Annotated in this window: 18 protein-coding genes and 1 tRNA gene; 10 read left to right on the plus strand and 9 right to left on the minus strand. The window is 64.2% G+C overall.

Going from position 1 to position 25521, the window contains the following annotated elements; translation table 11 throughout:
- Nucleotide 1 precedes the first annotated feature (1 nt).
- The 4 genes from AC0Z42_RS06175 to AC0Z42_RS06190 all read left to right on the plus strand — a co-directional run bounded on the left by AC0Z42_RS06175 (nt 2) and on the right by AC0Z42_RS06190 (nt 5464).
- On the plus strand, nt 2-3175 hold the full coding sequence (locus AC0Z42_RS06175; RefSeq protein ID WP_485467368.1) for an efflux RND transporter permease subunit: 3174 nt from the start codon (nt 2-4) through the stop codon (nt 3173-3175).
- A 1-nt stretch (nt 3176) separates the two neighbouring features.
- Nucleotides 3177-4622 carry an AdeC/AdeK/OprM family multidrug efflux complex outer membrane factor gene (adeC, locus tag AC0Z42_RS06180; protein WP_485467369.1) on the plus strand — a complete coding sequence of 482 codons (1446 nt, stop codon included), beginning with the start codon at nt 3177-3179 and terminating at the stop codon, nt 4620-4622.
- A gap of 63 nt (nt 4623-4685) precedes the next feature.
- Entirely contained in the window at nt 4686-5297 is a 612-nt protein-coding gene (locus AC0Z42_RS06185) for a TetR/AcrR family transcriptional regulator (protein ID WP_485467370.1), read from the plus strand.
- A 90-nt stretch (nt 5298-5387) separates the two neighbouring features.
- Nucleotides 5388-5464, plus strand: a tRNA-Pro gene (locus AC0Z42_RS06190).
- Nucleotides 5465-5522: 58 nt separating this feature from the next.
- Here the strand turns inward: AC0Z42_RS06190 and AC0Z42_RS06195 are convergent.
- On the minus strand, nt 5523-5912 hold the full coding sequence (locus tag AC0Z42_RS06195) for a type II toxin-antitoxin system HicB family antitoxin (protein WP_485467371.1): 390 nt from the start codon (nt 5910-5912) through the stop codon (nt 5523-5525).
- A gap of 8 nt (nt 5913-5920) precedes the next feature.
- The gene (locus AC0Z42_RS06200; protein ID WP_485467372.1) at nt 5921-6103 is read right to left on the minus strand and encodes a type II toxin-antitoxin system HicA family toxin; all 183 of its coding nucleotides are present in this window, start codon (nt 6101-6103) and stop codon (nt 5921-5923) included.
- 185 nt (nt 6104-6288) lie between these two features.
- On the opposite strand from AC0Z42_RS06200, the gene AC0Z42_RS06205 reads away from it, so the two are divergent.
- Nucleotides 6289-6792 (plus strand): hypothetical protein, encoded by a 504-nt coding sequence (locus AC0Z42_RS06205; RefSeq protein ID WP_485467373.1) that lies wholly within the window; start codon nt 6289-6291, stop codon nt 6790-6792.
- Between the two features lie 59 nt (nt 6793-6851).
- Here AC0Z42_RS06205 and AC0Z42_RS06210 read toward each other — a convergent pair whose 3' ends face one another.
- Nucleotides 6852-7865, minus strand: a complete 1014-nt coding sequence (locus tag AC0Z42_RS06210; RefSeq protein ID WP_485467374.1) for a chemotaxis protein CheB — start codon at nt 7863-7865, stop codon at nt 6852-6854.
- Between the two features lie 221 nt (nt 7866-8086).
- Here AC0Z42_RS06210 and AC0Z42_RS06215 point away from each other — a divergent pair, with 221 nt between their 5' ends.
- The 5 genes from AC0Z42_RS06215 to AC0Z42_RS06235 all read left to right on the plus strand — a co-directional run bounded on the left by AC0Z42_RS06215 (nt 8087) and on the right by AC0Z42_RS06235 (nt 18960).
- On the plus strand, nt 8087-12157 hold the full coding sequence (locus AC0Z42_RS06215; RefSeq protein WP_485467375.1) for a CheR family methyltransferase: 4071 nt from the start codon (nt 8087-8089) through the stop codon (nt 12155-12157).
- Nucleotides 12158-12283: 126 nt separating this feature from the next.
- Entirely contained in the window at nt 12284-16069 is a 3786-nt protein-coding gene (locus AC0Z42_RS06220; protein WP_485467376.1) for an ATP-binding protein, read from the plus strand.
- 23 nt (nt 16070-16092) lie between these two features.
- Complete coding sequence (locus AC0Z42_RS06225) at nt 16093-16497, plus strand: DoxX family protein (protein ID WP_485467377.1); 405 nt, start codon at nt 16093-16095, stop codon at nt 16495-16497.
- A 157-nt stretch (nt 16498-16654) separates the two neighbouring features.
- Nucleotides 16655-17635 (plus strand): alpha/beta fold hydrolase, encoded by a 981-nt coding sequence (locus AC0Z42_RS06230; protein ID WP_485467378.1) that lies wholly within the window; start codon nt 16655-16657, stop codon nt 17633-17635.
- Between the two features lie 128 nt (nt 17636-17763).
- Nucleotides 17764-18960, plus strand: a complete 1197-nt coding sequence (locus AC0Z42_RS06235) for an FAD binding domain-containing protein (RefSeq protein ID WP_485467379.1) — start codon at nt 17764-17766, stop codon at nt 18958-18960.
- A 367-nt stretch (nt 18961-19327) separates the two neighbouring features.
- Here the strand turns inward: AC0Z42_RS06235 and AC0Z42_RS06240 are convergent, their stop codons facing one another.
- From AC0Z42_RS06240 to AC0Z42_RS06265, 6 genes are all read right to left on the minus strand, one after another.
- Complete coding sequence (locus AC0Z42_RS06240) at nt 19328-20086, minus strand: glycosyltransferase family 2 protein (RefSeq protein WP_485467380.1); 759 nt, start codon at nt 20084-20086, stop codon at nt 19328-19330.
- Nucleotides 20083-20727, minus strand: a complete 645-nt coding sequence (locus tag AC0Z42_RS06245; protein ID WP_485467381.1) for a class I SAM-dependent methyltransferase — start codon at nt 20725-20727, stop codon at nt 20083-20085. The genes AC0Z42_RS06240 and AC0Z42_RS06245 overlap by 4 nt, the downstream gene beginning before the upstream one ends.
- Nucleotides 20724-21494 carry a PIG-L deacetylase family protein gene (locus AC0Z42_RS06250; RefSeq protein WP_485467382.1) on the minus strand — a complete coding sequence of 257 codons (771 nt, stop codon included), beginning with the start codon at nt 21492-21494 and terminating at the stop codon, nt 20724-20726. Before AC0Z42_RS06250 ends, AC0Z42_RS06245 begins: the two co-directional genes overlap by 4 nt.
- Nucleotide 21495: 1 nt before the next feature.
- Nucleotides 21496-22533: an acyl-CoA dehydrogenase family protein gene (locus tag AC0Z42_RS06255; protein WP_485467383.1), complete on the minus strand. Its 1038-nt coding sequence runs from the start codon at nt 22531-22533 to the stop codon at nt 21496-21498.
- A gap of 126 nt (nt 22534-22659) precedes the next feature.
- Nucleotides 22660-23106, minus strand: a complete 447-nt coding sequence (locus tag AC0Z42_RS06260; protein ID WP_485467384.1) for a hypothetical protein — start codon at nt 23104-23106, stop codon at nt 22660-22662.
- A gap of 102 nt (nt 23107-23208) precedes the next feature.
- Nucleotides 23209-25434 (minus strand): ATP-binding protein, encoded by a 2226-nt coding sequence (locus tag AC0Z42_RS06265; RefSeq protein ID WP_485467385.1) that lies wholly within the window; start codon nt 25432-25434, stop codon nt 23209-23211.
- Nucleotides 25435-25521: the final 87 nt, after the last annotated feature.

Consider the following 25521-nt stretch of genomic DNA (forward strand, 5'->3'; position numbering starts at 1 on the left):
AATGGCCCGTTTTTTCATTGACCGCCCGATTTTTGCCTGGGTGGTCGCGATCGTGATCATGCTTGCCGGCATAATCTCGATCCTCAGTTTGCCGATTGCGCAGTATCCAAGCATCGCGCCGCCATCGATTTCGATCAGCGGCTCCTACCCGGGCGCCTCGGCGAAAACCGTGGAAGACGCCGTGACCCAGGTCATCGAACAGAAGATGAAAGGCATCGATGGCTTGCGCTACATGTCTTCGTCGAGCGATTCGACCGGCGGCATCAGCATCACGCTGACGTTCACCAACGGCACCAATCCCGACATCGCCCAGGTGCAGGTACAGAACAAGCTGCAGCTGGCCACGCCACTGCTGCCGACCGCTGTTACCCAGCAGGGCCTGGTGGTGGCCAAGGCAACCAAGAACTTCATGATCGTGTTCGGCTTCATTTCCGAAGACGGCAAGATGAACCAGACCGACTTGAGCGACTATGTGGCCGCCAACGTGGTCGATCCGCTGAGCCGCGTTCCCGGCGTCGGCGACGTCACCCTGTTCGGTTCGCAATATGCGATGCGCATCTGGCTCGATCCGGCCAAGCTGCAAAGCTTCCAGCTGACGCCAGCGGACGTCATCACCTCGATCCAGGGCCAGAATGCCGAAGTGTCTGCCGGTGAACTGGGTGGCGCGCCAGCCGTTGCTGGCCAGCAGCTGAACGCTACCGTATCGGCGCAAAGCCGCTTGCAGACCGCTGAACAGTTCGGCGCGATCCTGCTGAAAACCACCACCAGCGGCGCGCAAGTGCTGTTGAAAGACGTGGCGCGCATGGAACTGGGCCGCGAGAACTACAATACGGTTGCCCGCTACAACGGCAATGCCGCCACCGGTATCGCCATCAAGCTGGCGACCGGCGCCAATGCGCTCGATACCGCCACCGCCGTCAAGGCGATGGTCGAGACCCTGGGCAAGCAGTTCCCGGCCGGCATGAAAGCCGTGGTGGCGTTCGACACCACGCCATTCGTCAAGCTGTCGATCGAAGAAGTGGTGAAAACCCTGGTCGAAGCGGTGATCCTGGTGTTCCTGGTGATGTATCTGTTCCTGCAGAACTTCCGCGCCACCCTGATTCCGACCATGGCCGTGCCGGTCGTGCTGCTTGGCACCTTCGGTATCCTGAACGCGTTCGGCTACTCCATCAATACGCTGACCATGTTCGCGATGGTGCTGGCGATCGGCTTGCTGGTCGATGACGCCATCGTGGTGGTGGAAAACGTCGAGCGTGTGATGAGCGAAGAAGGCTTGTCGCCGCTCGAAGCGACGCGCAAATCGATGACGCAGATTACCGGTGCGCTGGTCGGTATCGCCATGGTGCTGTCGGCCGTGTTCGTGCCGATGGCCTTCTTTGCCGGTTCGACCGGCGTGATTTACCGCCAGTTTTCCATTACGATTGTCTCGTCGATGGTGCTGTCGGTGATCGTCGCGATGGTGTTTACGCCGGCCTTGTGCGCCACCATTCTGAAGCCGATTGAAAAGGGCCACCATGCCACCAACAAGGGTTTCTTCGGCTGGTTCAACCGCGGTTTCGACCGCAGCAGCGACAAATACCAGGGCTTCGTGGGCAGCATGATCACCCACCGCCTGCGCTCGATGCTGATGTATGCCGTGCTGCTGGTGGCGCTGGTGCTGGTGTTCATGCGCCTGCCGACCTCGTTCCTGCCGGAAGAAGACCAGGGTATTTTGTTTACCCAGATCCAGCTGCCGACGGGCGCCACGCAAGAGCGTACGCTAAACGTCATCAAGCAGGTCGAAAAGCACTTCATGACGAATGAAAAAGCCAATGTCGCTTCCGTATTTGCGGTGGCCGGCTTCAGCTTCGGCGGCAATGGCCAGAACACCGGTATTGCCTTCGTGCGTCTGAAGGACTGGTCCGAGCGCAAGGCTGGCGATGCCAAGGCGTCCGCTGTTGCCGGCCGCGCCATGGGCGCGCTGCTGCAGCTGAAAGACGCGATGGTGTTTACGTTCGCCCCGCCAGCCGTGCTGGAACTGGGTAACGCCACCGGTTTCGACATGCAGCTGCAAGATACGGGCGGCGTGGGGCACGACGCCCTGATGGCTGCGCGTAACCAGTTGCTGGGCATGGCTTCGCAGAACCCGGTCATGGTCGGCGTGCGCCCGAACGGCCAGGAAGACACGCCACAGTACAAGATCGACATCGACCAGCAGAAAGCCACCTCGCTGGGCCTGAAGATCGACGAAATCAACCGCGTGCTGTCCGTCGGCTGGGGTAGTGCTTACGTGAATGACTTCATCGACCGCGGTCGCGTGAAAAAGGTCTACATGCAGGGCGAAGCCAGTGCGCGCATGGTGCCGGAAGACCTGAACAAGTGGTATGTGCGCAATAGCGCCGGCGAAATGGTGCCGTTCTCGGCCTTTGCCACCGGCAAGTGGATCTATGCTTCGCCACGCCTGGAACGCTACAACGGCCTGCCGTCGATGGAAATCCTCGGTACGCCGGCGCCTGGCCAGAGCACGGGCGCGGCCATGAATGCAATGGAAGAAATGGTCGCCAAGCTGCCAGCCGGTATCGGCCTGTCGTGGACCGGCACCTCGCTCGAAGAGCGCGAGTCCGGTTCGCAAACGCCGCAGCTGTATGCGATTTCGCTGCTGATCGTGTTCCTGTGCCTGGCCGCGCTGTATGAAAGCTGGTCGATTCCGTTCTCGGTGCTGCTGGTGGTGCCTTTGGGCGTGATCGGTACCGTGCTTGGCACCTGGCTGTTCGGCCTGTCGAACGACGTGTACTTCCAGGTCGGCTTGCTGACGGTGGTGGGCCTGTCGGCGAAGAACGCGATTCTGATCGTCGAGTTTGCCAAGGAAATGCAGGAATCGGGCATGTCGCTGCTGGACGCGACTTTGCACGCGGTACGTTTGCGCCTGCGCCCTATCCTGATGACCTCGATCGCTTTCGGCCTGGGCGTATTGCCATTGGCAATTTCCAGCGGCGCCGGTTCGGGCAGCCAGAACGCCATCGGTATCGGCGTCCTGGGCGGCATGCTGTCGGCCACTTTCCTCGGTATCTTCTTCGTGCCGGTGTTCTTCGTGCTGGTGCGCGGCTTCTTCTCGAAGTCCGACGACAAGACCACGCCAAGCACGCCAGCTTCGCCTGGTGCACCAGCCGTCACGCTTTCCAAGGATGCACATTAATATGAAAAAAACGCTACTTTCCATGGCGGCGCTGGCCTTGCTGGCCGGCTGCAGCCTGGCTCCCACCTACGAGCGTCCGGCGGCGCCGTCGCCCGCCAGCTGGCCGACCGGCCCGTCGTACAAGGCCGATGCACCGGCCGGCGCGACGGCGGTGTCCGACATCGCCTGGCGCGAGTTTTTTGCCGACGCGCGCCTGCGCCAGGTGATCGAACTGGCGCTGGCCAACAACCGTGACCTGCGCGTGTCGATCTTGAATATCGAAAAAGCGCGCGCTACCTACGGTATCGAACGCGCCGCCCTGGTGCCGACCCTGTCGGCTGCGGGTGGCCAGACGGCCACGCGTGTGCCGAAGAACGAAAGCCCGAACGGCCAATCGTCGATCACGCGCCAGTACACGGCCAACCTGGGCGTTTCGGCCTACGAGCTGGACTTTTTCGGCCGCGTGCGCAGCCTGTCCGACAGCGCGCTGGAGCAATACCTGGGCACCGAAGAAGCCCGCCGCGCCCAGCAGATCTCGCTGGTGTCCGAAGTGGCCAGCAGCTACCTGAATCTGGTGGCGGACCAGCAGCGATTGCGCGTGGCGCAGGACACCCTGCGCAGCCAGCAGTCCAGCTATACCCTGGCCGAGCGCCGTTTCAATGCCGGTGCCACCTCGGGCCTGGACAAGTACGACGCTCAGACCAGCGTCGAGCTGGCCCGTTCCGACGTCGCCATCTACACCAGCCAGGTCGCGCTCGGCCAGAACGCGCTGGCCTTGCTGGTCGGCAGCACGGTGCCAGCCGAACTGATGCCGCAAGCCGAATTCGGCGCGGTAACAACGCTGGCCGACATCCCGGCCGGCGTGCCGTCGGAGGTGCTGCAACGCCGTCCCGACGTGCTGGTGGCCGAGCGCACTTTGCGCTCCGCCAACGCCAATATCGGCGCGGCGCGCGCAGCCTTCTTCCCGCGCATCTCGCTGACGGCTACCGCCGGCTCGCTCAGCAGCAACCTGTCGGGCCTGTTCAAGGCCGGCAGCGGCAGCTGGAGTTTCATTCCGCAGATCAGCCTGCCGATTTTTGACGGTGGCGTGAACCGCGCCAACCTCGATATCGCCAAGGTCGATCGTGAAATCTCGGTGGCGCAATACGAAAAGGCGATCCAGGTCGCCTTCCGTGAAGTATCCGATGCGCTGGCCCAGCGCGGCACCATCGACGAGCGCCTGCAGTCGCAGGAAGCGCTGGTCGAGGCGTCGACGCGCAGCTACACGATCCAGGATGCGCGCTACAAGCAGGGCGCGGAAACCTACCTGAACGCCCTGATCGCCCAGCGCGCGCTGTACACCGCGCAGCAAAGCCTGATCACGGCGCGCCTGGCCAAATCGACCAACCTGGTGACCTTGTACAAGGTCCTGGGCGGCGGTTGGCAGCCTGAGCAAACGGCCGTCGCAGCGGCCGGCGGCGCCCAGTAAACCAGGGTGTGCCGACGCCGGTCCTGCCTGCAAGGGCAGGGCCGGCGCGCAACGGGAAAAATCATGAATCAAGAGAAAAAACATCCGAGCCTGGAGCGCGCCAACAGCCGCCGCAAACAGGTGCTGGATGCGGCCGCCTGCTGTTTCAGCCGGCACGGCTTTCACGGCGCCAGCATGGCGGAAATTTCGAAGACCGCCGGCATGAGCGCCGGCCATATCTACAACTACTTCGACAGCAAGGACGCCATCATCGCCGCCTTTGTCGAGCAGAACATGGAACGCGTGTCGAACATCATGCACGACCTGGCGCAACGGGAAGACCCGCTGCAGGCGATGATCGACGACGTCGAGGAAAGGGTGCAGGAATGCCTGGACCCGAGCATCTGGGCAGTGCCGCTGGAAATCCACTCGGAAGCGTCGCGCAACCCGAAGATCGCCGCCACCATGCAGGCGGCCGACAAGCGCTCGCGCGGCCAGCTGTTCGCCATCGTCACGGCCGCCCGCGAAAAGCGCGGCCTGCCCGCCGGCGAAGATTTGGTGGAAGGGCGCATCAACGCCATGATCGCCATGTACCAGGGCCTGGCGGTGCGCCATGTGCACAACCCGGGCGTGCTGAACCCCGGCCTGGTCGAAGGCGTGCGCACGGCGATGCGCGCACTGATGCTGGGCGAATAAGTTGGTGTCTGCGGGTTTTTGATCTTGGCAATGAATCGCATGGAAACCATGGCAAAAACCCAAAAGCGTCTGCTATAATCTTTACCTCGTCGGGGCGTAGCGCAGCCTGGTAGCGTACGTGCATGGGGTGCACGGGGTCAGAGGTTCGAATCCTCTCGTCCCGACCAATAGAATCAGGAAAAAAGGCTCATCTTCGGATGGGCCTTTTTCAATTATGAGCGGTCCTTATGCCGATTCCGCCATGACCTTCATGGCTGCCTGGGCCAGGAAACCCGAGCGCGTGAGGTGACGTGATTTTGCGTACAGGTCGATATCTCGCAGCAGGCTTTCTGGCAACGAGATATTCAAGCGTACCGGCTTTGTGTTGACTTTCGACAGGTCGATATTAACCAGCATCCAGAAGCCTTTGGCATAGTCTGGATTGCTGGTCCATTTCTCGATGGCGGAAGCGGCAGGAATATTCGCTTCTCCTTCATACATCGCCTCAACGGCTTCCTGGGCGGCTGTATTGATATCTTGCAGTTCGTCGGCGGCAGTATTGACGCCAGGCAGATCGGGAAACGAAGCGCCATAGGCGCTGTCGGCATCCTTCCACACGTAGAGTGGATATAACATTTTTGGCCTCACTTTAATTGAGCTTGTTTCAGTCTCGAATTTACCGTGCCAATCGGCAGGTCTTTTTTCGGGTGCGGGACGATCACAGACTTGCCAGTTTCAGGGGTGCGATACTTGTGATGGTTGCCGCGCGTGGAGACATGCTCCCATTCATCGGACGTTAGTTGTTTGATGATGTCTGCGCTGTTCATACGCCAAATTGCACACAAAAACTACACAAAAATTTGGTTGTGGATGTGTGGTTTTATGGGCGGCGGGCTTTTCTCATTCGAAATCAATGCTCTCCAATCGTACGCCGGAGGCGACGTCGCCGCAGCCAAAACCGCCAATTTCCTGTTTGTTATATGATTGATTTCATCCATCAATGGAGCTAAACATGTCAGCTTATCAGCAGGCGCGACAAGAGCGTGCGAGCAAGAAATTGGCGGAGAAACTGGCGCTGGAAGAGAAGGAGCGGGAGCGCATGTCGGCCATTTCGGCGTTCCTGGCGATCACCAATAAAGGGATCGCACGATTCGAAGCGATTTTTGAAGAGGAGCGGCTGACGATCATCGGCGATGGCGGCACTTGCCAGGTGAAAAGCTCGCATGCCGAAGCGTCTTACAGCACGGCGATGGTTTTCTCGATGGCGGCGACGAGCGACATCAGGGGCGGTGCGCCGGTCGTGACGATTACCCTGACCGGCAAGGCCGACGGCACGGCGGTGCTGCACGGCAAAGCCAAGCTCAATATCGGCTCGACCTATGAGCCGTCGCAGCTTGGCTACAAGGACGACCTGAAACTGGCGTCGCCGACATTCGACCACGACGTGAAGCAGTATTTGCGTGAGCTTTATCTCAATGCATTCGAGTTTGTCGACAAATACACGGTGGCCAAATGATGCCGCTTCCGCCTTCTGTTGCTCCGCTCCCCGTAACTAATTGCCAGCTTGCGGCCGCGTTAGCCAGGCCGCCTGGACAGTAGCGCATGGAGCGTCTCGATGTCGGTGTGAAGTTCGTCGGCAAGCCGGGCATGATGCGCGGCGGCGCTTTCGTCGTGCCGCACCAGCGCAGCCTGGCTCATTTCGCGCTCGATGCGCTCTTTTTCCTGCACCGCCCTCAGCGATGACCACAAGGCATTTTCAACCGCTTCATTTTGCAGTTCGGCCAAGACACGCATGGTAAAGCTGTGGCCGGTATGGCAGCGGAAGCGCGGCGGCGACGCCTCATTGATGCGCCACAGGGCGCCGTCGCATTCCGGGCAGGTAAAGCCGGACGGCGTGCCGATGCGTTGCAAGTCATCGATTCCGGCAGTGCCACGGACATGGCGGTTCTCGACGTCCACCCATGCCGGCTTGGCACAGCAAGGCGTGGCCGGTTCCTGGCCGGGTGCGGTTTTCTGGTTCATCTGTTCCACCTGCGCGATCAATGCCGGTGCGATATCGGCGAGGGCCAGGATCTTGTCCACGGCAACATAGGTGATTGCGCTCATGGGCATGTCGGGCGCGTGAGCGTCCTTGGGGTCCTGCACGATGGCGTAGCCGCCGCAGGCCTTGACCGCTTGCAGGCCGGCGGTGCCGTCGTCGAGATAGCCGGTCAGGATGGTGGCAATCACATGACCGTCAAAATCGGCCGCTGCCGAACGAAACAGCGGGTCGATCGCCGGCCGGGTATGGTTTTCTTTTGGCCCGTGCCACAGTCGCGCGCGCGGGTAGCCGTCGCCTTTTTCCACGGTCAGGTGGCAGTCGGGCGGCGCAATCAGGACCTGCGCGGGCAGCAGGGGCTCGCCGTCGACGGCATGCCTGACCGGTAGCGGGCACAGCTTCTGCAGGATCTGCGGCAACAGGCTGCGGCGTGCACCCACGTGCATCACGATCAATACCGTTGCCGGCAAATCTGCCGGCAGCGCTGCAGTGATGCTGGTCAGTGCGCTGACTCCCCCGGCCGAGGCGCCGATCACGACGATTTTATGCATGCCGCTCTCCTTTTCTGTCATCCATGATGGCTGCGCGGCCCGAGTGTTTCCGTGCGCTGACGCACAGGCATCGTGGAATTCAATTGGGAAAAAACGCGTCATGCTTTATTTTCAACGGTGTAAAATCGTTACTTCTACAGCAGTAGTATTAAACGGAAATCATCGCTATGGCGCAAGCTGATTCATCGTCGCACGCAGCGCCGCCCGACCGCGAAAAGGTCATGCGCAGTTCGCAAAGTTTCCCCATCGTCGGCATCGGCGCCTCGGCCGGCGGGGTGGAAGCGCTGATCCGGTTTTTTGAACATGCGCCACCGGATACGGGCGCGGCCTATGTGGTCGTGATGCATCTGTCGCCAGCGCACGAAAGCAATGTGGACGCGATCTTGCAGCGCGCCACCGGCATGCCGGTCACCGCCGTGGTCAAGCCGGTGCATGTGGAACAAAATTCCATCTACGTCATTTCGCCCAACAAGCATCTGGAAATGAACGACGGCTATCTGCGCGTGCGCGAGCGCCAGTCCGGTGGCCTGCCAGTGGCAATTGACCAGTTCATGCGTACCCTGGCGCTGGCGCACGGCGACCAGGCGGTCGCCGTGATACTGAGCGGCACGGGCACCGATGGCGTCAGCAGTTTGTCGCTGGTCAAGGACCAGGGCGGCGTCGTGTTCGTGCAGCTGCCCGAGGAGGCCGGTCATTCCGGCATGCCGCGCGCCGCGATCGCCACCGGGCTGGCCGACTTCGTGCTGCCGGTGGCCGAGATGCCGGGCAAGCTGGTGGACCTGTGGCGCAATGCCGGCCAGATCCGCTTGCCGGTATTGAACGGCAATACCGAAGACGAGGCCGTGCCGGAAAAGCAGGAAGATGAAGAAGCGCTGCGCGACATCCTCAATATCCTGCGCGCGAAGTGCGGCCATGATTTCTCCAAATACAAGCGGGCGACGGTGCTGCGCCGCATCGAGCGCCGCCTGCAGGTGTGCGAACTGAAAGACTTGGTACACTATCGCGACATGCTCAAGCAGGATCTTGGCGAATGCCAGGCGCTGCTGGCCGACATGCTGATCGGCGTGACGCAGTTTTTCCGCGACCGTGAAGCGTTCGAGGCGCTTGAGCGGCAGGTGATACCGCAACTGTTCAGCGAGCGCCAGGAAGGCGAGATGGTGCGGGTGTGGAGCGTGGCCTGTTCGACCGGGCAGGAAACCTATACGCTGGCCATGCTGCTGGCCGAACATGCCGAAAAGCTCAACCTGAGCAATGAATTCCAGCTGTTTGGCTCGGACATCGATGAACGCGCCATCGGCGTGGCGCGCGCGGGCATCTACCCGCCCAGCATTGCCGACGATATCGGCCAGTTTCGCCTGAGCCAGCATTTCAGCAAGGAAGACGGGCGCTACCGTATCAGGAAACCACTGCGCGACACCATCCTGTTCGCCAACCAGAATGTGCTGCGCGATCCGCCGTTTTCAAAACTCGACTTGATCAGTTGCCGCAATCTGCTGATCTACCTGAGCCGTGAAACCCATGCGCAAGTGCTTGAAATGTTTCACTTTGCGTTGAGGCCGAACGGCTATCTGTTCCTGGGCAACTCCGAATCGGCAGAAATGCTGGCCGATTTCTTTGTTCCGGTGGACAAAAAGAACCGTATCTACCGGGCCCGCCCGGTGTCGCGCTTTCCGCGCTCGGCCATCCCGATGGCGGTGGCGCCGCTGCCACGTGCGGCGCTGCCGGAACTGACGCAAGCGGAAAAGGGCAAGTTTTCCTACGCGTCGATACACCAGCGCGTGCTGGCCGACTACGCGCCACCGAGCGTGCTGGTCGATCATCAATCGAGCATCGTCCACCTGTCCGAGGGCACGTATCAGTTCCTGCGCCACGCGGCGGGCGAGCCTTCGCGCAACCTGATTACCCTGGTCGAGCCCGAGCTGCGGCTGGAATTGCGCACCGCCCTGTTCCAGGCCATACAAAGCGGAAAAAGCGTGGAAACGCGCCGCATCAGCATGGAACGCGGCGGACGCGCTTTCTATGTCAACATCACCGCGCGGCCGGTGTACGACGTCAATTCCAGCACCGATTTCGTGCTGGTGCTGTTTCACAAAGTGGAACAGACAACCGAAGAGCAAGTGGCCAGCACCGGCGGCGTGGAGCAGGACGCGATCCTGACCGGGCTGGAAGAAGACCTCAGGCGTGTCAAGGCGCAGTTGCAGGACACCATCGAGCACTCCGAAACGTCGAACGAGGAACTGAAGGCGTCGAACGAGGAATTGCAGGCAATCAACGAGGAATTGCGCTCGGCCACCGAAGAACTGGAAACCAGCAAGGAAGAGCTGCAGTCGGTCAACGAGGAACTGGTCACCGTCAATTACGAGCTGAAAAACAAGGTAGAAGAGGCGGGCAAGGTCAACGACGATCTGCAAAACCTGATTGCCTCGACCGATTTCGCCACCATTTTTGTCGACCGAAACCGGCGCATCAAGCGCTACACGCCCCATGCGGCCGGGCTGTTCAATCTGATTCCCGGTGACGTGGGGCGCCCGCTGCACGACATTACCCACAAGCTGGTTTATCCTGAACTGGCCGAAGACGCCACCACCTCCTTTGAAACGCTGCGTGCGGTCGAGCGCGAAGTGCGCAGCACCGACGGGCGCTGGTTCATCGCGCGCCTGTTGCCTTACCGCACGGTGCAGGACCGCATCGACGGCGCGGTGCTGACCTTCATCGACATTACCGGGCGCCGCCAGGCCGAAGAGCAAATGCGCAGCCAGGAAGAACGCATGCGCCTGGTGGCCGCCAGTACCAAGGACTACGCCATCATGACGATGGATTGCGACGGGCGCATCAGCAGTTTCAACAGCGGCGCCGAACGCCTGTTCGGCTACACCGAAGAAGAAATACTGGGCCAGCCCGACAGCATCATTTTTACCCCCGAAGACCAGGCTGCCGGCGTGCCCGAAGACGAGAAGCTGCGCGCGCGCACCGACGGCCGCGCCGAGGACGAACGATGGCATCTGCGCAAGGACGGCAGCCGCTTCTTCTGCAGTGGCGTGATGACGCCGCTGGTCGATGGCGAGTTTTTTGGCTATGCCAAGATCGGCCGCGACCTGACCGGCCGCATCGAACATGACAACCAGCGCACCGAGCAGCTCAATACCGAGCGCTCCGAGCGGGCCCAGGCGCAGTCGGCCAATGCGCTCAAGGATGAATTCCTTGCCGTGATGTCGCATGAGCTGAAACATCCGCTGAACCTGATCCACCTGAACGCCGAGCTGGTGGCGCGCATGCCCGTCACGCAAACGAACCCGATGCTGAGCCGGGCGGCTGAAACCATCCGCGCCTCGGCAGCGAGCCAGGCCAAGATCATCAACGACCTGCTCGACCTGTCGCGCCTGAAAACCGGCAAGATGACCATCAACCGCGACCGCATCGACCTGCGCGAGATGACCCGCACCATCATCGACATGCTGCGGGCCGATCCGTCCACGGCCAGCCTGCAGATCGAACTCAGCGAGCCCGTGCAGCCGGTCTGGCTGTACGCCGACCAGACCCGCATCGAGCAGGTGATCTGGAACCTGCTCAATAACGCGATCAAATTCACGCCTGCCGGAGGCACTGTCAGCATCACCATCTCGGACGTGCAGGGCGAGGCGCGCCTCGATGTGTGCGATACGGGCCAGGGCATTGCCGCGCAGTTCCTGCCGACCATATTCAATATGTTCGGACAGGGGACGCCAAGCATCGTGCGGGGCACCAAGGGCCTGGGCATCGGGCTGGCAATGGTGCAGCAAATCGTCGAACTGCATGGCGGCCGGGTCGTTGCGGCATCCGAAGGGAGCGGCAAAGGCGCCTGTTTTACCATCTGGTTGCCGCTGGATAAACGATCGAAAGAGCGCATGGCGCCAGCGGCCACCGACGCCATGGCGCCGATGAGGGGCGTGCGCATCTTGCTGGTCGATGACAGCGAGGACGCCATGGACGCGATGAGCCAGCTGCTGCAGTTTGGCGAGGCGGTGGTGCAGACCACCTCGTCGCCGCGCGAAGCGCTGCGGATGCTGCAGGAGCAGCCCTTCGATTTGCTGGTATCCGATATCGGCATGCCCGAAATGGATGGCCTCAGCTTCATCAGGGCAATCCGCGAGACACTAGACGCCCAGCAGCTGCCGGCCATTGCCGTGACCGGCTACGGCCGCCAGAGCGATATCGAGCAGGCGCTGGCAGCCGGTTTCAGCAGTCACGTCAACAAACCGGTCGATATCCAGGAATTGGAGCGTATCGCCTGCCGCCTGCTCGGCAAGACTTGAGGCGCGCCGGCTGCACTGGTGCGTGGCCGCGGCGCTCCTGGCAGGCGGACTATGGTTACGCTGGCATATAATATGTCACTTGGCGCAGCTGCGCCGCGTCTACCTTGTCCGCCCATATCAGTGACCATGCCCCCTTACTCTGCTTCGCCGCCACCGCTGAACCCTGACCTCAACTGGCTCTCGGGCGGGGGCGAAATGGGGGCGCTGATCCGCACCATCGACTGGTCCAGAACCTCGCTGGGCCCTCTGGAAAGCTGGCCGCAAAGCCTGCGCACGTCCGTCAGCCTGTGCCTGTCGTCGACCTTTCCGATCCTGGTGGCGTGGGGGCCGGAAGATGTGCAGATCTATAACGATGCGTATCGCCCGATTTGCGGCGCCAAGCATCCGGAGTCGATGGGCGAGCCGTTCAAGGTGTGCTGGGCCACCGCCTTGCCGGTAGTGGGCGATGCCTTTGACCGCGCGCATGAAGGCGAGGGCGCGTATATCCGCGACCAGCGCATGTTCCTCGACCGTTATGGCTACCTGGAAGAAGCCTTCATGACGTTTTCGTTTTCGTCGATACGCGACGAATCGGGCAAGGTCGGTGGCGTGTTTCACCCGATTACCGAGTCGACCGGGCAGGTGCTCAATGCGCGGCGCACGCAGGGCTTGCGCGACCTGAGCGCTGCCATCGGCACGGCGCGCACCATCCCCGAGGTGGGTGCGCAGATGGCCAGCCAGTACGACAGCCTGGCGCTGGACGTGCCTTTTCTGCTGTTCTACCAGATCGATGCGGACAGCGGCCAGGTGGTGCTGCGCGGCAGCTCCGGCATGCCGGTGGACAGCGCGCTGGCGCCGTCCATGGCGGCGCTGGACGACGCCGTCTGGCCGTTTGCCGCCACCTTGCAAACGGGCGTGATGCAGCAGGTCGACGGATTGGAGGCGCGTTTTGGCCTGGCCGCCTGTGGCCCGTACCAGCAACTGCCGCGCAGCGCCATGGTGCTGCCGCTGGCCTTGCCCGGACAGGAAGCGCTGTTCGGTTTCCTGGTCGCCGGCGCCAGCGCCTGCCGCGCGCTCGACGCCGATTACTTCAATTTTTATGCGCTGTTGAAAGGCGCCGTCAACACGGCGGTGGGCAATGTGGTGGCGTATGAACGCGAACAGCGCCGCGCCGAAGAACTGGCCGAGATCGATCGCTCGAAGACGGCCTTCTTTTCAAATGTATCGCACGAATTTCGCACGCCGCTGACATTGATCCTGGGGCCGCTGGCCGAGTCGCTGGCCGACACGCGCCACCAGCTCGATCCGGTGCAGCGCCAGCGCATCGAGGTTACCCACCGCAATTCGCTGCGCCTCCTGAAACTGGTCAACTCGCTGCTCGATTTTTCGCGCATCGAGGCCGGCCGGGTGATGGCGACCTATGTGGCCGCCGACTTGCGCAAGGTGACCCTGGAGCTGGCCGGGGTGTTCGAATCGGCGATGGAAAAAGGCGGTCTGGCCTACACGCTGGACTTGCAGGACCTGGGCGAAGAAGTCCATGTGGACCGCGACATGTGGGAAAAGATCGTCTTCAACCTGCTGTCGAACGCCTTCAAGTTCACCTTGCAGGGCGAGGTGGCGGTCAGCTTGCGCCGCCACGAAGGCATGGCGCGCCTGTCGGTGCGCGATACCGGCAGCGGCATCCCCGCGCAGGAATTGCCGCGCATGTTCGAGCGTTTCCACCGCATCGAGGGCGCGCCGGGGCGCACTTACGAGGGCACCGGCATTGGTCTGGCGCTGATACAGGAACTGGTGCGCCTGCACGGCGGCATGATTGCCGTGCACAGCGTGGAAGGCGAGGGCACGCGCTTCGATGTCGACCTGCCGTTTGGCAGCGCGCACCTGCCGGCCGAGCGCCTGGGACGCGGTTTCGATGAGGAGGGGTCGCAGCAGCAGGGCGCCTCTTTCGTCGAAGAAGCCTTGCGCTGGCTGCCCGATGCCGCCGATCCCGTGGCGGCCTTGGTGGCGCCGCAGGTGGTTGAAGCGGCGCACGCGCGTCCGCGCATCGTGGTCGCCGACGACAACAACGACATGCGCGCGTATGTCAAGTCGCTGCTGGGCGCCTACGCCGACGTGACGGCCTGCGCCGATGGCGAAGCGGCGTATGAGCTGCTGCTGGCCGACCCGCCCGATTTGCTGGTCAGCGACGTGATGATGCCCAGGCTCGATGGCTTCGGCCTGATCGCAAGGGTGCGCGCCACCGCGTCACTGCGCCATTTGCCGGTGATGCTGCTGTCGGCGCGCGCCGGCGAGGAAGCCAAGGTCGAAGGCTTGCGCGCGGGCGCCGACGATTACCTGGTCAAGCCGTTTTCGGCCAATGAGCTGCAGGCGCGGGTGCAGCGCCAGATCGACCTGTCGCGCGCGCGCCAGGAAGCGCTGAAACAGGAAGCGTATTTCCGCACCTTGATCGACGCCTCGCCGGTGATGCTGTGGACCACCGACGCCACCGGCCGCGCCACTTACCTGAGCCGGCGCTGGAGCGATTTCACGGGCCGCTCGCCCGAGCAGGAACTGGGTTTTGGCTGGCTGGAAAGCGTGCATGGCGACGATATCGGCCGCACGCGCGCCGAATTCATCGCCGCCAACGCGGGGCATGCGGCGTTTTCGATCGACTACCGGCTGCGCCGCCACGACGGTCAGTACCGCTGGATGATCGATGTCGGCCAGCCCCGCCTGGACGAGGCGGGCGCGCCATTCGGTTATGTCGGCACCGTCATCGACGTGCATGAATTCAAGCTGCTGCAGGAGCGCGCCGAAGCGCTGGCCAGCGAGCTGGGTGAAAAGAACCGCATGCAAAGCGAATTTCTGGTCACGCTGGCGCACGAACTGCGCAATCCGCTGGCGCCGATCCGCACCGGCCTGGAACTGATGCGCGCCGGTGCACCGGCCGCCTCGCGCCACGATATCCGCGGCATGATGGAGCGCCAGGTCAATCATATGGTGCACCTGGTCGACGACCTGCTGGACATGGCGCGCCTGACCAGCGGCAAGCTCACGCTCAAGTGCGAGGCGGTCACGCTGGAGGCCGTCGTCAGGCAGGCGGTGGAAATCAGCATGCCGCTGGTCAGCAGCGGCGGCCACCGGCTGACCGTCGACCTGCCGGCGCAAGCGGTGGCGCTGCATGTGGACCGGCACCGCATTGCGCAGGTGCTCAGCAACCTGCTCAACAACGCCGCCAAGTACACGCCGAAAGAGGGCGATATCGGACTCGCCGTGCGCCTCGACGGTGCCCAGGTCGTGATCGATGTGACGGACAATGGCGTCGGCATCGCCGCCGACGTGCTGGTCACGGTATTCGACCTGTATGCGCAGGCGCCCGGCAGCGAGGGCATGTCGCAGGGCGGCCTGGGCGTGGGCCTGAGCCTGGCGCAGCGGCTGGTGCAGCTGCATGGCGGCCAGGTCGAGGCGGCCAGCGCCGGCATCGGGCACGGCAGCCGTTTTACCGTGCGCCTGCCGCTGTCCGGCGCCGAGGTGGCGCCTGCCACGGCGCCCGGGCGCATTGCGTCGGCGGCGCCGGTGGCAACCATGCAAGTGCTGCTGGTGGACGACAATATCGACGCGGCGGAAACCCTGAGCGCGCTGCTCGAATTCAGCGGCTACCAAGTGATGGTGGCGCATGATGGCGCCAGCGCGCTGGAAAAAGCGGCACAATCACCGGTGCCGCTGGTGCTGCTCGATATCGGTCTGCCCGACATGGATGGCTACGCGGTGGCGCTGGCCATGCGCAAGATGGACGGCATGGCCGACGCGACCCTGATCGCGCTGACCGGCTGGGGCAGCGAACAGGACCGGCTGCGTTCGCAGCAGGCCGGCTTTGACCTGCACCTGACCAAGCCGGTCGATTTCACGGCCTTGCAAACGACCCTGGCGGAAGTGGCGGCCAGGCAACCATAGCCAGATTGTTGCGAGGGATGCCGATGGCTGTTTTACCTGAACACAAGCCGGGCCGGGGCCAGTGGGCTGGAATAGCCTTCGTCTTCCTTTGGTTCTTTATCGGCGGCATCATGCACTTCGTGGCCACTGACACCGAGGCGCGCATCGTGCCGCCCTGGATACCCTGGCCGGTGGCGGCGGTGCTGGCCAGCGGCGTGTTCGAATTGCTGGGCGCCTTCGGCATCCTGTACCCGCCCACGCGCAAGGCGGCCGGCATCGGCCTGTTCCTGCTCACCATCGCGGTTACGCCCGCGCATGTCTACATGCTGCAACGGCCCGAACTGTTCCCGGTGCCGCTATGGGCGCTGTGGCTGCGCCTGCCGGTGCAGGTGGCCTTGCTGTGGCTGATATGGTGGAGTACCTGGCGCGTGCGAATGCGCCAGTCATGACGTGGAAACGGCCGCTCCATGAGCGGCCGTTGTCATTTTGCAGCGCGCGTCAGGCCCCGTGCAAGCGCTTTTCCTACGCGGCCTGCCGCGAGGCTCCTATCGTCATGCCCTCGCCAAATCGGCATCATGCAATTTCACCAACTAATCAGGAGAAACCATGGACAATCATCGATCAGGAAACATGGCGCGGCGCGGTGGCCTGGGCTGCTGGGCTTTGGGCGCCGCTGCGCTGGGCGCGGCATGGCTGCTGGTGCGCAGCAAGAGCCGGCAGGCGGAAAGCGCGCATCCGCCCACCGGCGACTTTATCGAAGTCAATGGCGTGCGCCTGCATTATCTGAGCCAGGGCGAGGGGCCGGTGGTGGTGCTGTTGCATGGCAATGGCGTGCTTGCGGAAGACTTTCGCCACGCCGGCCTGGTCGAACAACTGGCCCTGGACCATCGCGTGATCGCTTTTGACCGGCCCGGTTATGGCTACAGCGAACGGCCGCGCGGCATGTGGTGGACACCAAACGCCCAGGCCGCGCTGCTGGCCGCCGCGCTCGACCAGCTGGGAGTGCGGCGCGCCGTGGTGCTGGCCCATTCCTGGGCCACCCTGATCGCCATTTCGCTGGGCCTGCAACGCCCGCAACTGGTGCAGGCGCTGGTGCTGGCGTCCGGTTACTACTACCCCAGCGTGCGGCTCGACGTGCTGGCGGCGACGCCGGCGATCCCGGTGATCGGCGATGTGCTGAGCCATACCGTGTCGCCCTTGCTGGGACGATTACTGTGGCCGCTGGCGATCAAGCGCGCGTTCGCGCCGTCGCCAGTGCCGGACAGCTTCAAGCGCCTGTCGCCATGGATGGCGCTGCGGCCGAAGCAATTGCGCGCCGAAGCGGAAGAAACGGCGATGATGATACCGAGTGCAGCCATGCTGCGTGCGCATTATCCGGAACTGCGCATGCCGGTGGCCATCGTGGCCGGCGACGCCGATGCGATCGCCAGCGCGCAGCACAATTCCATACGCTTGCAGCGCGATATCGACGGCAGCGAGCTGACCCTGTTGCCGGGCGAGGGCCACATGATCCAGCACTTGTCGCAGCAGGTGCTGGTGGCGGCGGTGGCGCGGGTGGAACGGGCCGGCGAGCGTGAAAATGAGTAGCCGGCGCCATCATGCGGCCGGTGACGGAGGGCATACCAAAGCATGAGTCAGCCATACCTAAGTGCAAGTGCATTTTACAGCCGTTGCGCTAAGCTGGAGTCCTGGCTACCCCTCTGAAGGAAAACAGCATGTCCGCACAACACACTGCGCCACGGCCACGTGCCGTCATTATCGGCGGCTCGCTCGGCGGCCTGTTTGCCGCCGTTTCATTACGCGCCATCGGCTGGGAGGTGCAGGTGTTCGAGCGTTCGGCCGGCGTGCCGGACAGCCGTGGCGGCGGCATCGTGCTGCAGCCGGAGGTGGAAGCCGTATTCGACTTTGCCCGCGTACCGCACGCCGTGCCGCTGGGCGTCATGTCGCGCGAACGTATCTATCTGAACCTGCAGGACGACATCGTCAGCCGCGCCATGATGCCGCAGGTGCAGACCTCGTGGAACACCCTGCATGGCAGCATGCGGCGCGCCTTGCCGGACGGCGTGCTGCAGGCCGGCGAGCGCCTGCTGGGCTTCGAACAGCATGGCGAGAAGGTCAGCGCGCATTTCGCCAGCGGGCGGGTGGAGCAGGCCGACTTGCTGATCGGCGCCGATGGCGCCCGTTCTACCGTGCGCCAGCAACTGCTGCCGCAGGTCGCGCCACAGTATGCCGGCTATGTCGCCTGGCGCGGCCTGGCCGCCGAACGCGAGCTGTCGCCGGAACTGGACGCAAAGCTCAGCGACAGTTTCGCCTTCCAGCAAGGCGACGATCATATGCTGCTTGAATATCTGGTGCCGGGCGACAATGAGTCGACCTTGCCTGGACAGCGCCGGCGCAACTGGGTCTGGTACCGCAAGATTGCGCCAGGCGCGCCACTGGCTGCCGCGCTGACCGACCGCGAGGGCGTGGCGCATGCGTTTTCCTTGCCGCCAGGCGCCATGACGGACGCCGCCGTCACGGCCCTGCGCGACGCTGCGGCGCAGCATCTGGCGCCCAGCTTTGCGCGCCTGGTCGGGGCCACGCCCGAGCCCTTCGTGCAGGCAATACTCGACATGCAGGTGCCGCAGATGGTGTTTGGCCGGGTGCTGCTGGTCGGCGACGCGGCCAGTGTGCCGCGCCCGCATACGGCGGGCGGCGCCGCCAAGGCAGCCGCCAACGCCCTGAGCCTGGCACGCAGCCTGCGTTCGGCCGACACGAGCGCGGCCATCGACGCGGCGCTGGCGCGCTGGCAGGGCCAGGCCCTGCGCCACGGCAGGCAGATAAGCGAGTGGGGCATCGCATTGGGCGAGCGCATCATGGATATCGCGCCGCAAGACGCATCGGATGGCAGGCCGCGCGAGGGCATGTTTTAGTTTGCCGACAGGCTGATATGGTTGACGTTGCACAATTCGCCTGGCGCAAGCGGAGCGAAAATGCGCAATGGGGTTTTATCAATCGTATGCCAGGGAGCCAGTGATGCTTGACGTGAGCCTGTGGTGGCAGTCATGAGCAGCCGTCTGATGCTGCTGATACTCTTCTCGTTGATTCGATAGGCCCGGACGTCAGAATCCGAATGCCTGCAGCGGCGCAGCAGGCTATCGTGAGCGGCGCAGGGGGCACTTGTTATGTGTGCATACGAAAGAAGATGGCCATACCTGCTATCTTGGCCTCGATCTGCGCAAGGGGAAAAGTGACACGGGCGCGGTGTGCTGACAGGCTACTGCGCAGATATGCCGCTTCTCAGGCACTGGGCACAGGCCCCGGTCCCTGCACCGTCGATGTCACCAGTTCCCTGACTGCTTCCGCCACCCCCATCGCCCCCACCACTTGCAGCAGGGTATCGCCAAAGCCGCCCCGAGCTTTGGCGTCGCGGCGGGCGCTGGTGGTCACGCGCGGGGCGGCGCTCCAGGCGATGCTGGCGCCGCTGGCCTGCAGGGCGGCGACCAGCGCCACGTCTTCGCTGCAGGCCAGCGGCGCAAAGCCGCCGGCGCGCCGGTAGGCCCGGGCGCAGACGCCCAGGTTGGCGCCGTGGACATGGCGGTGGCCGTCGCAATCGGTATAGGTGCGAGCAAAATGCTCGCGCAGCGCGCCCGCATGATCGGCGTGCGGCGACCAGTCGTCGACGGCGACGGTGCCGCAGACGGCGTCGGCGTTCAGGCTCAGTTGCGTGCGCAGCCAGTCCGGCGCGACGCAGGTGTCGGCGTCGGTAAATGCCAGCCAGCGCGCGCCGCGTTCGAGCAGCAGCCTGGCGCCGGCAGCGCGCGCGGCGCCCACATTGCGCTCGTCGACGGCAATGCAGTCCAGGCGCCAGCGCGCGTCGGCCTGCATGGCGTGCGCCAGCACGATGCGCTGCGAGCGGTCGCTGCAGGCGTCGAGGACGACGACGATGCAGACCGCTTCGCCAGCGAGTTCGGTGCAGGTGGCGGCCCTGGCCAGTGCTGTCAGGCAGGCGGCCAGGCAGGCTTCTTCATTGTGTACGGGAACCACCACGCCGATCATGCGAAACCTTCTTTCTGCGCTACCGAGCGCTCATCGTTGGACCATACGCCGAGCAGGAAATCGGCTTCTTCGTGACGCACCAGGCAGTGCAGGCCGGGCGCATGCTGGAAGGCGTCGTGCACGCGCACGGTCGACAGGATGCGCTGCGTGAACGGCGCACGCCAGTGGCACAGGACGATGCTGCCGCCCGGCGCCAGGCCGGCCACGCAATGCTCGACCACCAGCGCCAGTTCGTCTGCCGACAGGTAATAGGCGATTTCGCTGATGACCACCAGGTCGAATTTTTCCACGCCTTTGGTGGTGCGCGGCCAGTCCTGGGGCAGGCGGTGGCGCTCGAGCGTGACGTTGCCGTCCTGCTGCGCGCCGGCCAGCCTGAGGCGCGCCAGTTGCAGCGCTTCGGCGGAAAAATCGGCCGCCAGCAGGCGTTCGCAGCGGCGCGCCAGTTCGACGGTCAGCTCGCCATTGCCGCAGCCCGGTTCATAGGCGTTGCGGTAGCGCTGTTGCGGCAGGCAGGCCAGCAGCAGTGCGCGCTTGCGCGCCTCATACCAGCGCTGGCGCACGCGCCACGGATCGGCGTCCTGCTGGTACAACTGTTCAAAGTAGGCGTCGCGCGCGTCGCCGGGGGGTAATGTCAGGTTCATCGGAAGTAGACCTCGCAGGGGTGCAGCAGGCGTTGCAGGGCGTGCGGCGCCAGGATGGCGTCCTGGCCGGTGGAAGTGTCGGCGCCAAGCTGGCTGGCAAAGCAGCCCACGGCTTCGCGCTTGCGCCGCAGGGCATCATCGGGCAGCAGCAGGCGCCGCGCGCGCTGCCAGGGTACGCGTGCGTCGCCGGGCGCGGCCCAGTGCCAGGTCCAGACCGGCATTTCCACCAGCAGTGCGGCGCAGGCGGGCGCCGCCGCGGCGCAGGCACGGCCGCAGGCTTCATGGTCGGGGTGGCCGTCGAAGCGCCAGGTGGTCAGCACGGTGTCGCCCGGACGCAGGATTTCGCGCAGCATGGCGCCCAGGTGGGCTTCGCGCGCGGTGACGCCGCCGTCGGGCAGGTGCAGGCGCAGCCACGCCGGCGATATGCCCAGCGCGGCCGCCGCCTGCAGCGATTCTTCGGGGCGCACGCGGCGCAAGCGCTCGCTTGGCCACAGGCTGGAACCGGGATGGCTGGCGCCGCCGTCGGTGACGGCGACCAGCAGTATTTCGCTGCCCTGTTGCGCCAGCAGCTGGAGCAGGCCGCCGCAAGCCAGGATTTCATCATCGGGGTGGGGCGCGACGACCACCGCGCGTGCGCTGCCCGGCACCAGTTCGCGCGCCGTGACGGGCGGCAGGGCGGCCAGGCCGGGCCAGGCCTGCCAGTCGGCGTCCGGCGTGCCTTCGCCTTCGATCTGGCGTTCCTGTTCGGGGATCATCAACATGCGCATGTCACAGCCTCCAGGGATGCTCGGCCACGCCGGCGACGATGCTGCCCAGGGTGGCCTGGTCGCGCTCGGCGTGACTCTGGCGCAGGAAGACCGGCAGGTCGGCCGCCAGGCGGGCAAAATGCGCATCGCGGCACAGCGGGCCGGCGCCCAGCGCGCGGGTGGTCAAATGCAGCACCAGGGTGGCGCAGTCTTCGACGGCCAGGCGCAGGCGCAGCGCCAGCTCCATGGCGTCGCGCTGCGGCTGGGCATCGATGGTGGCCGCGCCTTCGCGCAGCAGGGCGCCGGCGGCGCGCAGCGCGCAGTCGATCCGGCCCAGCTGCGCCAGGCGCACCGGGTCGGGCGTGGCATGGCCGGCGCGCGCATGCAGGTAGCCGGCCATGGCGCAGGCGGCGCCATACCAGCCGGCCGCGATGCCGGCGCCGCCATGCCAGAAGCCGGGCCGCGCCAGGTAGGCGCCTGGCGCGCCGACAGGGGTCGCATGGGCGGCGGAAAACAGCACGTCGACGCTGGCGCTGCCGGCCATGCCGACCGCCTGCCAGCCTTCTTGCGTGACCGTCACGCCAGGCTGGCTTAGTGCCACCGACGCCAGGCAGGCGTCGCCGGCCGCGTTCCAGCAGCTGACCAGCGCGTGGCTGATGCCGGCAGCGCCCGAGCACCAGGCCTTGCGGCCATCGAGCTGCCAGCGGCCGTCGGCGCCCTGGTGCAAGGTGACGCGCGCGTCCGGCATCTCCGCGCACCAGACGCCCCAGCTGCTGCCAGCGGGCACCTGCGTGCCGTCGATTTCTGCCAGGATGGCCAGCGCATCGGTATGGCCTTCGTAGAGTTTCAGCAGCGACAGGTCGATGGCAGCCACCGCCGCCAGCGCTTGCCAGCGCTGCAGGGTGGCGCCGTGGCCTGGCAGTGGCAAGCGATCAAGCCCGGCGTTGATCAGGCGTTGCAGTTGTTCCAGCGGTGGCGCAACGTGGGAGGGCAGCAGCGCGGCGAGCGCCTCGGCGCTGAAGGCATCGGATGGTGCGATGGAATGGGGGATGGCAGACATTGCAAGCTCCTGTGTTTGGAACAGGTTAGCTTTATGTTTTTGCAATGTATGTACGATCCTGCACAGTTGCCGGCAAACAGATGCATGTTGGCCGGCTTCCCGTCCAGACCGGCTGGTAAATATTGGCTATTTGCGGGTATAAGTTTCGTCCGGCACCCAGGTGCCGTTCGCCAGCGACAGCAGATACAGCGTGTTGCCATTGATATACATGGCGCCCGATGTCGCCGAAGCGGGTTCGGTGCCGGTGTCCAGGATGCAGCTGCGCGACGAGGCGCTGAAATTGATGCACCATTTTGCCTGCCCCAGTTCGGTCAGGTATTGCACCGCGCTGCCGGTAATCAGGGTTTTGTACGAAGGAATGGCGACATTCACCTTGTCGACCTTGACGGTGGTGGTGGTGGCGCCGCCGGTGGCAAGCTTGATCGGCGAATCCGCCGAACCTGTCAACGTGATGCTGGCATTGGCCGAGGTGGTTTGGGTGGCCAGCGCAGTGCCGCTGCAGTTCGATGTGGCAAAGTATTCCGCCTTGGTGACCACCTCCAGTGTGCCATCGGCCTTGGCCGTCAGCGTCACGCTATCGAATTCATGGTCGTCGCACGGGACTTGCCAGGTGCCGGCATACCCGCCTGAATGCCGTAATTATATGAAATATTTCCTTCTTGAAACTATCGAAAACTATCCGGCCGGCAAACGCGCCGGGGCATCCTGTACGGCGACCGGCAGCATCACGCTGAACACCACATGCGGCGCTTCGTAATGATAGGTGATGGTGCCGCGATGCGCCTTGACGATTTCCTGCACGATATACAGGCCCAGCCCCATGCCGCCCGGATTGCGCACATTGTGCAGGCCCGCCGCCTTGAAGGGATCGAACAGGGTGCCGGCGGCAAGCATGCTGATCGGTGGCCCCTCGTTCCTGACGCTGATCATGACGGCGCCTGCCTGTTGCACCAGCGCGACCTGCAATGGCCGCAGGCAAGCGCCGTGGTGCAAGGCGTTCCCCAGCAGATTGCTGATGACCTGGGCGATGCGGTCGGCGTCGACCATCGCCATGCAGCGCGCCGGCAGTTCCAGCCGATGCTCGACACCGGGGTGCGCGGTACGCGATTCGTCGACCAGGTCGGCCAGCAGCGCCGCCAGGTCGACGCTGCGCAGTTCGGTCGGCATGGCGTTGCTGATGCGTAGCTGGCTCAGATCGGTCACCTGGCTGATCAGGCGCTGCATGCGCGCACTCGATGACTGGATGCGACGCGCCAGCGTCTGTTGCCGCTCGTCGCGTTGCAAGATGGTGGCCGCCATCTGGATTGCGTGCAAGGGATCGCGCAGGTCGTGTCCCAGCATGGCCAGCAGCAGCGCACGCACGCGGTCCGCTTCGACCTGGGCGAACAGGCTGACGCGATGCAATTCGGCCAGCAGGCCGATGGCGGCGTCGAGCCGCCACGATTCCCACGGTTCGCAGCGGCCGTGCACGGTTTCGGACCAGAGGCTGAACGAGCCGCGCGGCGTAAGGCGTGCACCCAGCGGGCCGACCTTGAGGATTTTTTCCGGCTTGCCGCCCCAGCGCACGTTCTCGATCTGCTCGGTACGCAGCAACAGCAGCCAGCCGTTGCCGGCAGGATTGAAACTGAGGGCCAGCAAACCGACCCATTTGCCCAGCGCGCCCTGGATCGCGGGTGGCCAGTCTTCGCGCGCGCAGCGCTGCACTATCTTGTCACTGTGCTGCGGCAAGGTCGCGACCATCGCGGCCGCCAGTTCGGGCGGCAGGTCGCCATGGCATTGCAGCTTGCCGTGCTGCGCCAGTACCAGGGCCTGTGCGCCAAAGGCGTCGGCCAGCGCGGTGGCATGGCGCGGCAGCACGCTGGCCAGGTCTTCCTCGACCAGCAGCGCCGCCGTGATCTGCTCGCAGACGGCGGCGGTCATCGCCAGGTGCGCGCTCTGGGCGCGGCTGTCGAGTACCTGCGCGGTCGACGCCAGTACCTGCGCCAGCACATCGCAAGCCATGCGCACCGCATACGGCACATGGCGGGCGCTGCCATGGTGGCAGGCCAGCATGCCCCACAGGCGGTCGTTGATCAGGATCGAGATGCTCATCGAAGCGGCCACGCCCATGTTCTGCAGGTATTCGACATGCACCGGCGACACGCTGCGCAACACGCCGTGGCTCATGTCGAGCGCGGCACCGGCAGCGCTGCCGAACATGGGTACCGCCGCATAGTTCACGTCGGGAATCAAACGCACCGTGTTGATGATGTACAAACGCCGTGCCTGGGCCGGGATGTCGCTGGCCGGATAGCGCTGCCCCAGGTAGGGCGGCCAGCTGTCCAGCCGCGCTTCGGCCACCACTTCGCCACTGTCATCCGGGCGGAAGCGGTAAGCCATGACGCGATCGAAACCGGTCATGGCGCGCACTTGCTCGACGGCAAACTGCAGCAGGGCGGTGATGTCTTTCTGGCGTTTCAGGCGGTCATACATTTGCTGCGCCATCAATACCTGCCGCGTGACCTCCGGCGGCGGCTGCACGCAGCACTCGAATTCCAGCAGCACCCGTCCCAGGTGGGCATGCACGATGCAATCGACGCGCAGACCATCGACATGCATCGCGGCCATCATCGGCGCCGCTTCGCCTTCGCTGATTTCCTGCAGGCAGGCCTGCACCAGCATTGCCGCTTCGGCCGGCAATCCCAGTGCATCATGCGGCAAGCCGGGTGAGGGCGGCATGCACAATTGCAGCAGGCTGGCGGCATTGCCGGACCAGCCTGTCAGCAGTCCGTCAAGATCGAAGACCAGCAGCGCGCCATGGGGCTGGATCTGGCCCGGCAGGTGGATCGCTTCGTCGGCGCAATTGGCCAGCGTGACCGGCACGCCGGCAGGTCGTGCGGGTGTTGAAGACGGATGATCCATCAGGTGTTGCTCCAGAGTATGCACGCGGCCGCCCTTGACTCCGGCAGGCCGGAACGGGCAAAAAGATGGAAGGAAATCAGGGATGAG

Source organism: Janthinobacterium sp. 1L-D-8-B-C4 (genome assembly GCF_057291295.1).

What these genes read in the sequence shown, in the direction of transcription:
- AC0Z42_RS06185 (WP_485467370.1), top strand. Translation starts at nt 4,686, where the DNA reads ATGAATCAAGAGAAAAAACATCCGAGCCTGGAGCGCGCCAACAGCCGC.
- adeC (WP_485467369.1), top strand. Translation starts at nt 3,177, where the DNA reads ATGAAAAAAACGCTACTTTCCATGGCGGCGCTGGCCTTGCTGGCCGGC.
- AC0Z42_RS06230 (WP_485467378.1), top strand. Translation starts at nt 16,655, where the DNA reads ATGGACAATCATCGATCAGGAAACATGGCGCGGCGCGGTGGCCTGGGC.
- AC0Z42_RS06235 (WP_485467379.1), top strand. Translation starts at nt 17,764, where the DNA reads ATGTCCGCACAACACACTGCGCCACGGCCACGTGCCGTCATTATCGGC.
- AC0Z42_RS06215 (WP_485467375.1), top strand. Translation starts at nt 8,087, where the DNA reads ATGCGCAGTTCGCAAAGTTTCCCCATCGTCGGCATCGGCGCCTCGGCC.
- AC0Z42_RS06205 (WP_485467373.1), top strand. Translation starts at nt 6,289, where the DNA reads ATGTCAGCTTATCAGCAGGCGCGACAAGAGCGTGCGAGCAAGAAATTG.
- AC0Z42_RS06220 (WP_485467376.1), top strand. Translation starts at nt 12,284, where the DNA reads ATGCCCCCTTACTCTGCTTCGCCGCCACCGCTGAACCCTGACCTCAAC.
- AC0Z42_RS06210 (WP_485467374.1), bottom strand. Translation starts at nt 7,865, where the DNA reads ATGCATAAAATCGTCGTGATCGGCGCCTCGGCCGGGGGAGTCAGCGCA.
- AC0Z42_RS06250 (WP_485467382.1), bottom strand. Translation starts at nt 21,494, where the DNA reads ATGCGCATGTTGATGATCCCCGAACAGGAACGCCAGATCGAAGGCGAA.
- AC0Z42_RS06225 (WP_485467377.1), top strand. Translation starts at nt 16,093, where the DNA reads ATGGCTGTTTTACCTGAACACAAGCCGGGCCGGGGCCAGTGGGCTGGA.
- AC0Z42_RS06195 (WP_485467371.1), bottom strand. Translation starts at nt 5,912, where the DNA reads ATGTTATATCCACTCTACGTGTGGAAGGATGCCGACAGCGCCTATGGC.
- AC0Z42_RS06265 (WP_485467385.1), bottom strand. Translation starts at nt 25,434, where the DNA reads ATGGATCATCCGTCTTCAACACCCGCACGACCTGCCGGCGTGCCGGTC.
- AC0Z42_RS06240 (WP_485467380.1), bottom strand. Translation starts at nt 20,086, where the DNA reads ATGATCGGCGTGGTGGTTCCCGTACACAATGAAGAAGCCTGCCTGGCC.
- AC0Z42_RS06175 (WP_485467368.1), top strand. Translation starts at nt 2, where the DNA reads ATGGCCCGTTTTTTCATTGACCGCCCGATTTTTGCCTGGGTGGTCGCG.
- AC0Z42_RS06255 (WP_485467383.1), bottom strand. Translation starts at nt 22,533, where the DNA reads ATGTCTGCCATCCCCCATTCCATCGCACCATCCGATGCCTTCAGCGCC.
- AC0Z42_RS06200 (WP_485467372.1), bottom strand. Translation starts at nt 6,103, where the DNA reads ATGAACAGCGCAGACATCATCAAACAACTAACGTCCGATGAATGGGAG.
- AC0Z42_RS06245 (WP_485467381.1), bottom strand. Translation starts at nt 20,727, where the DNA reads ATGAACCTGACATTACCCCCCGGCGACGCGCGCGACGCCTACTTTGAA.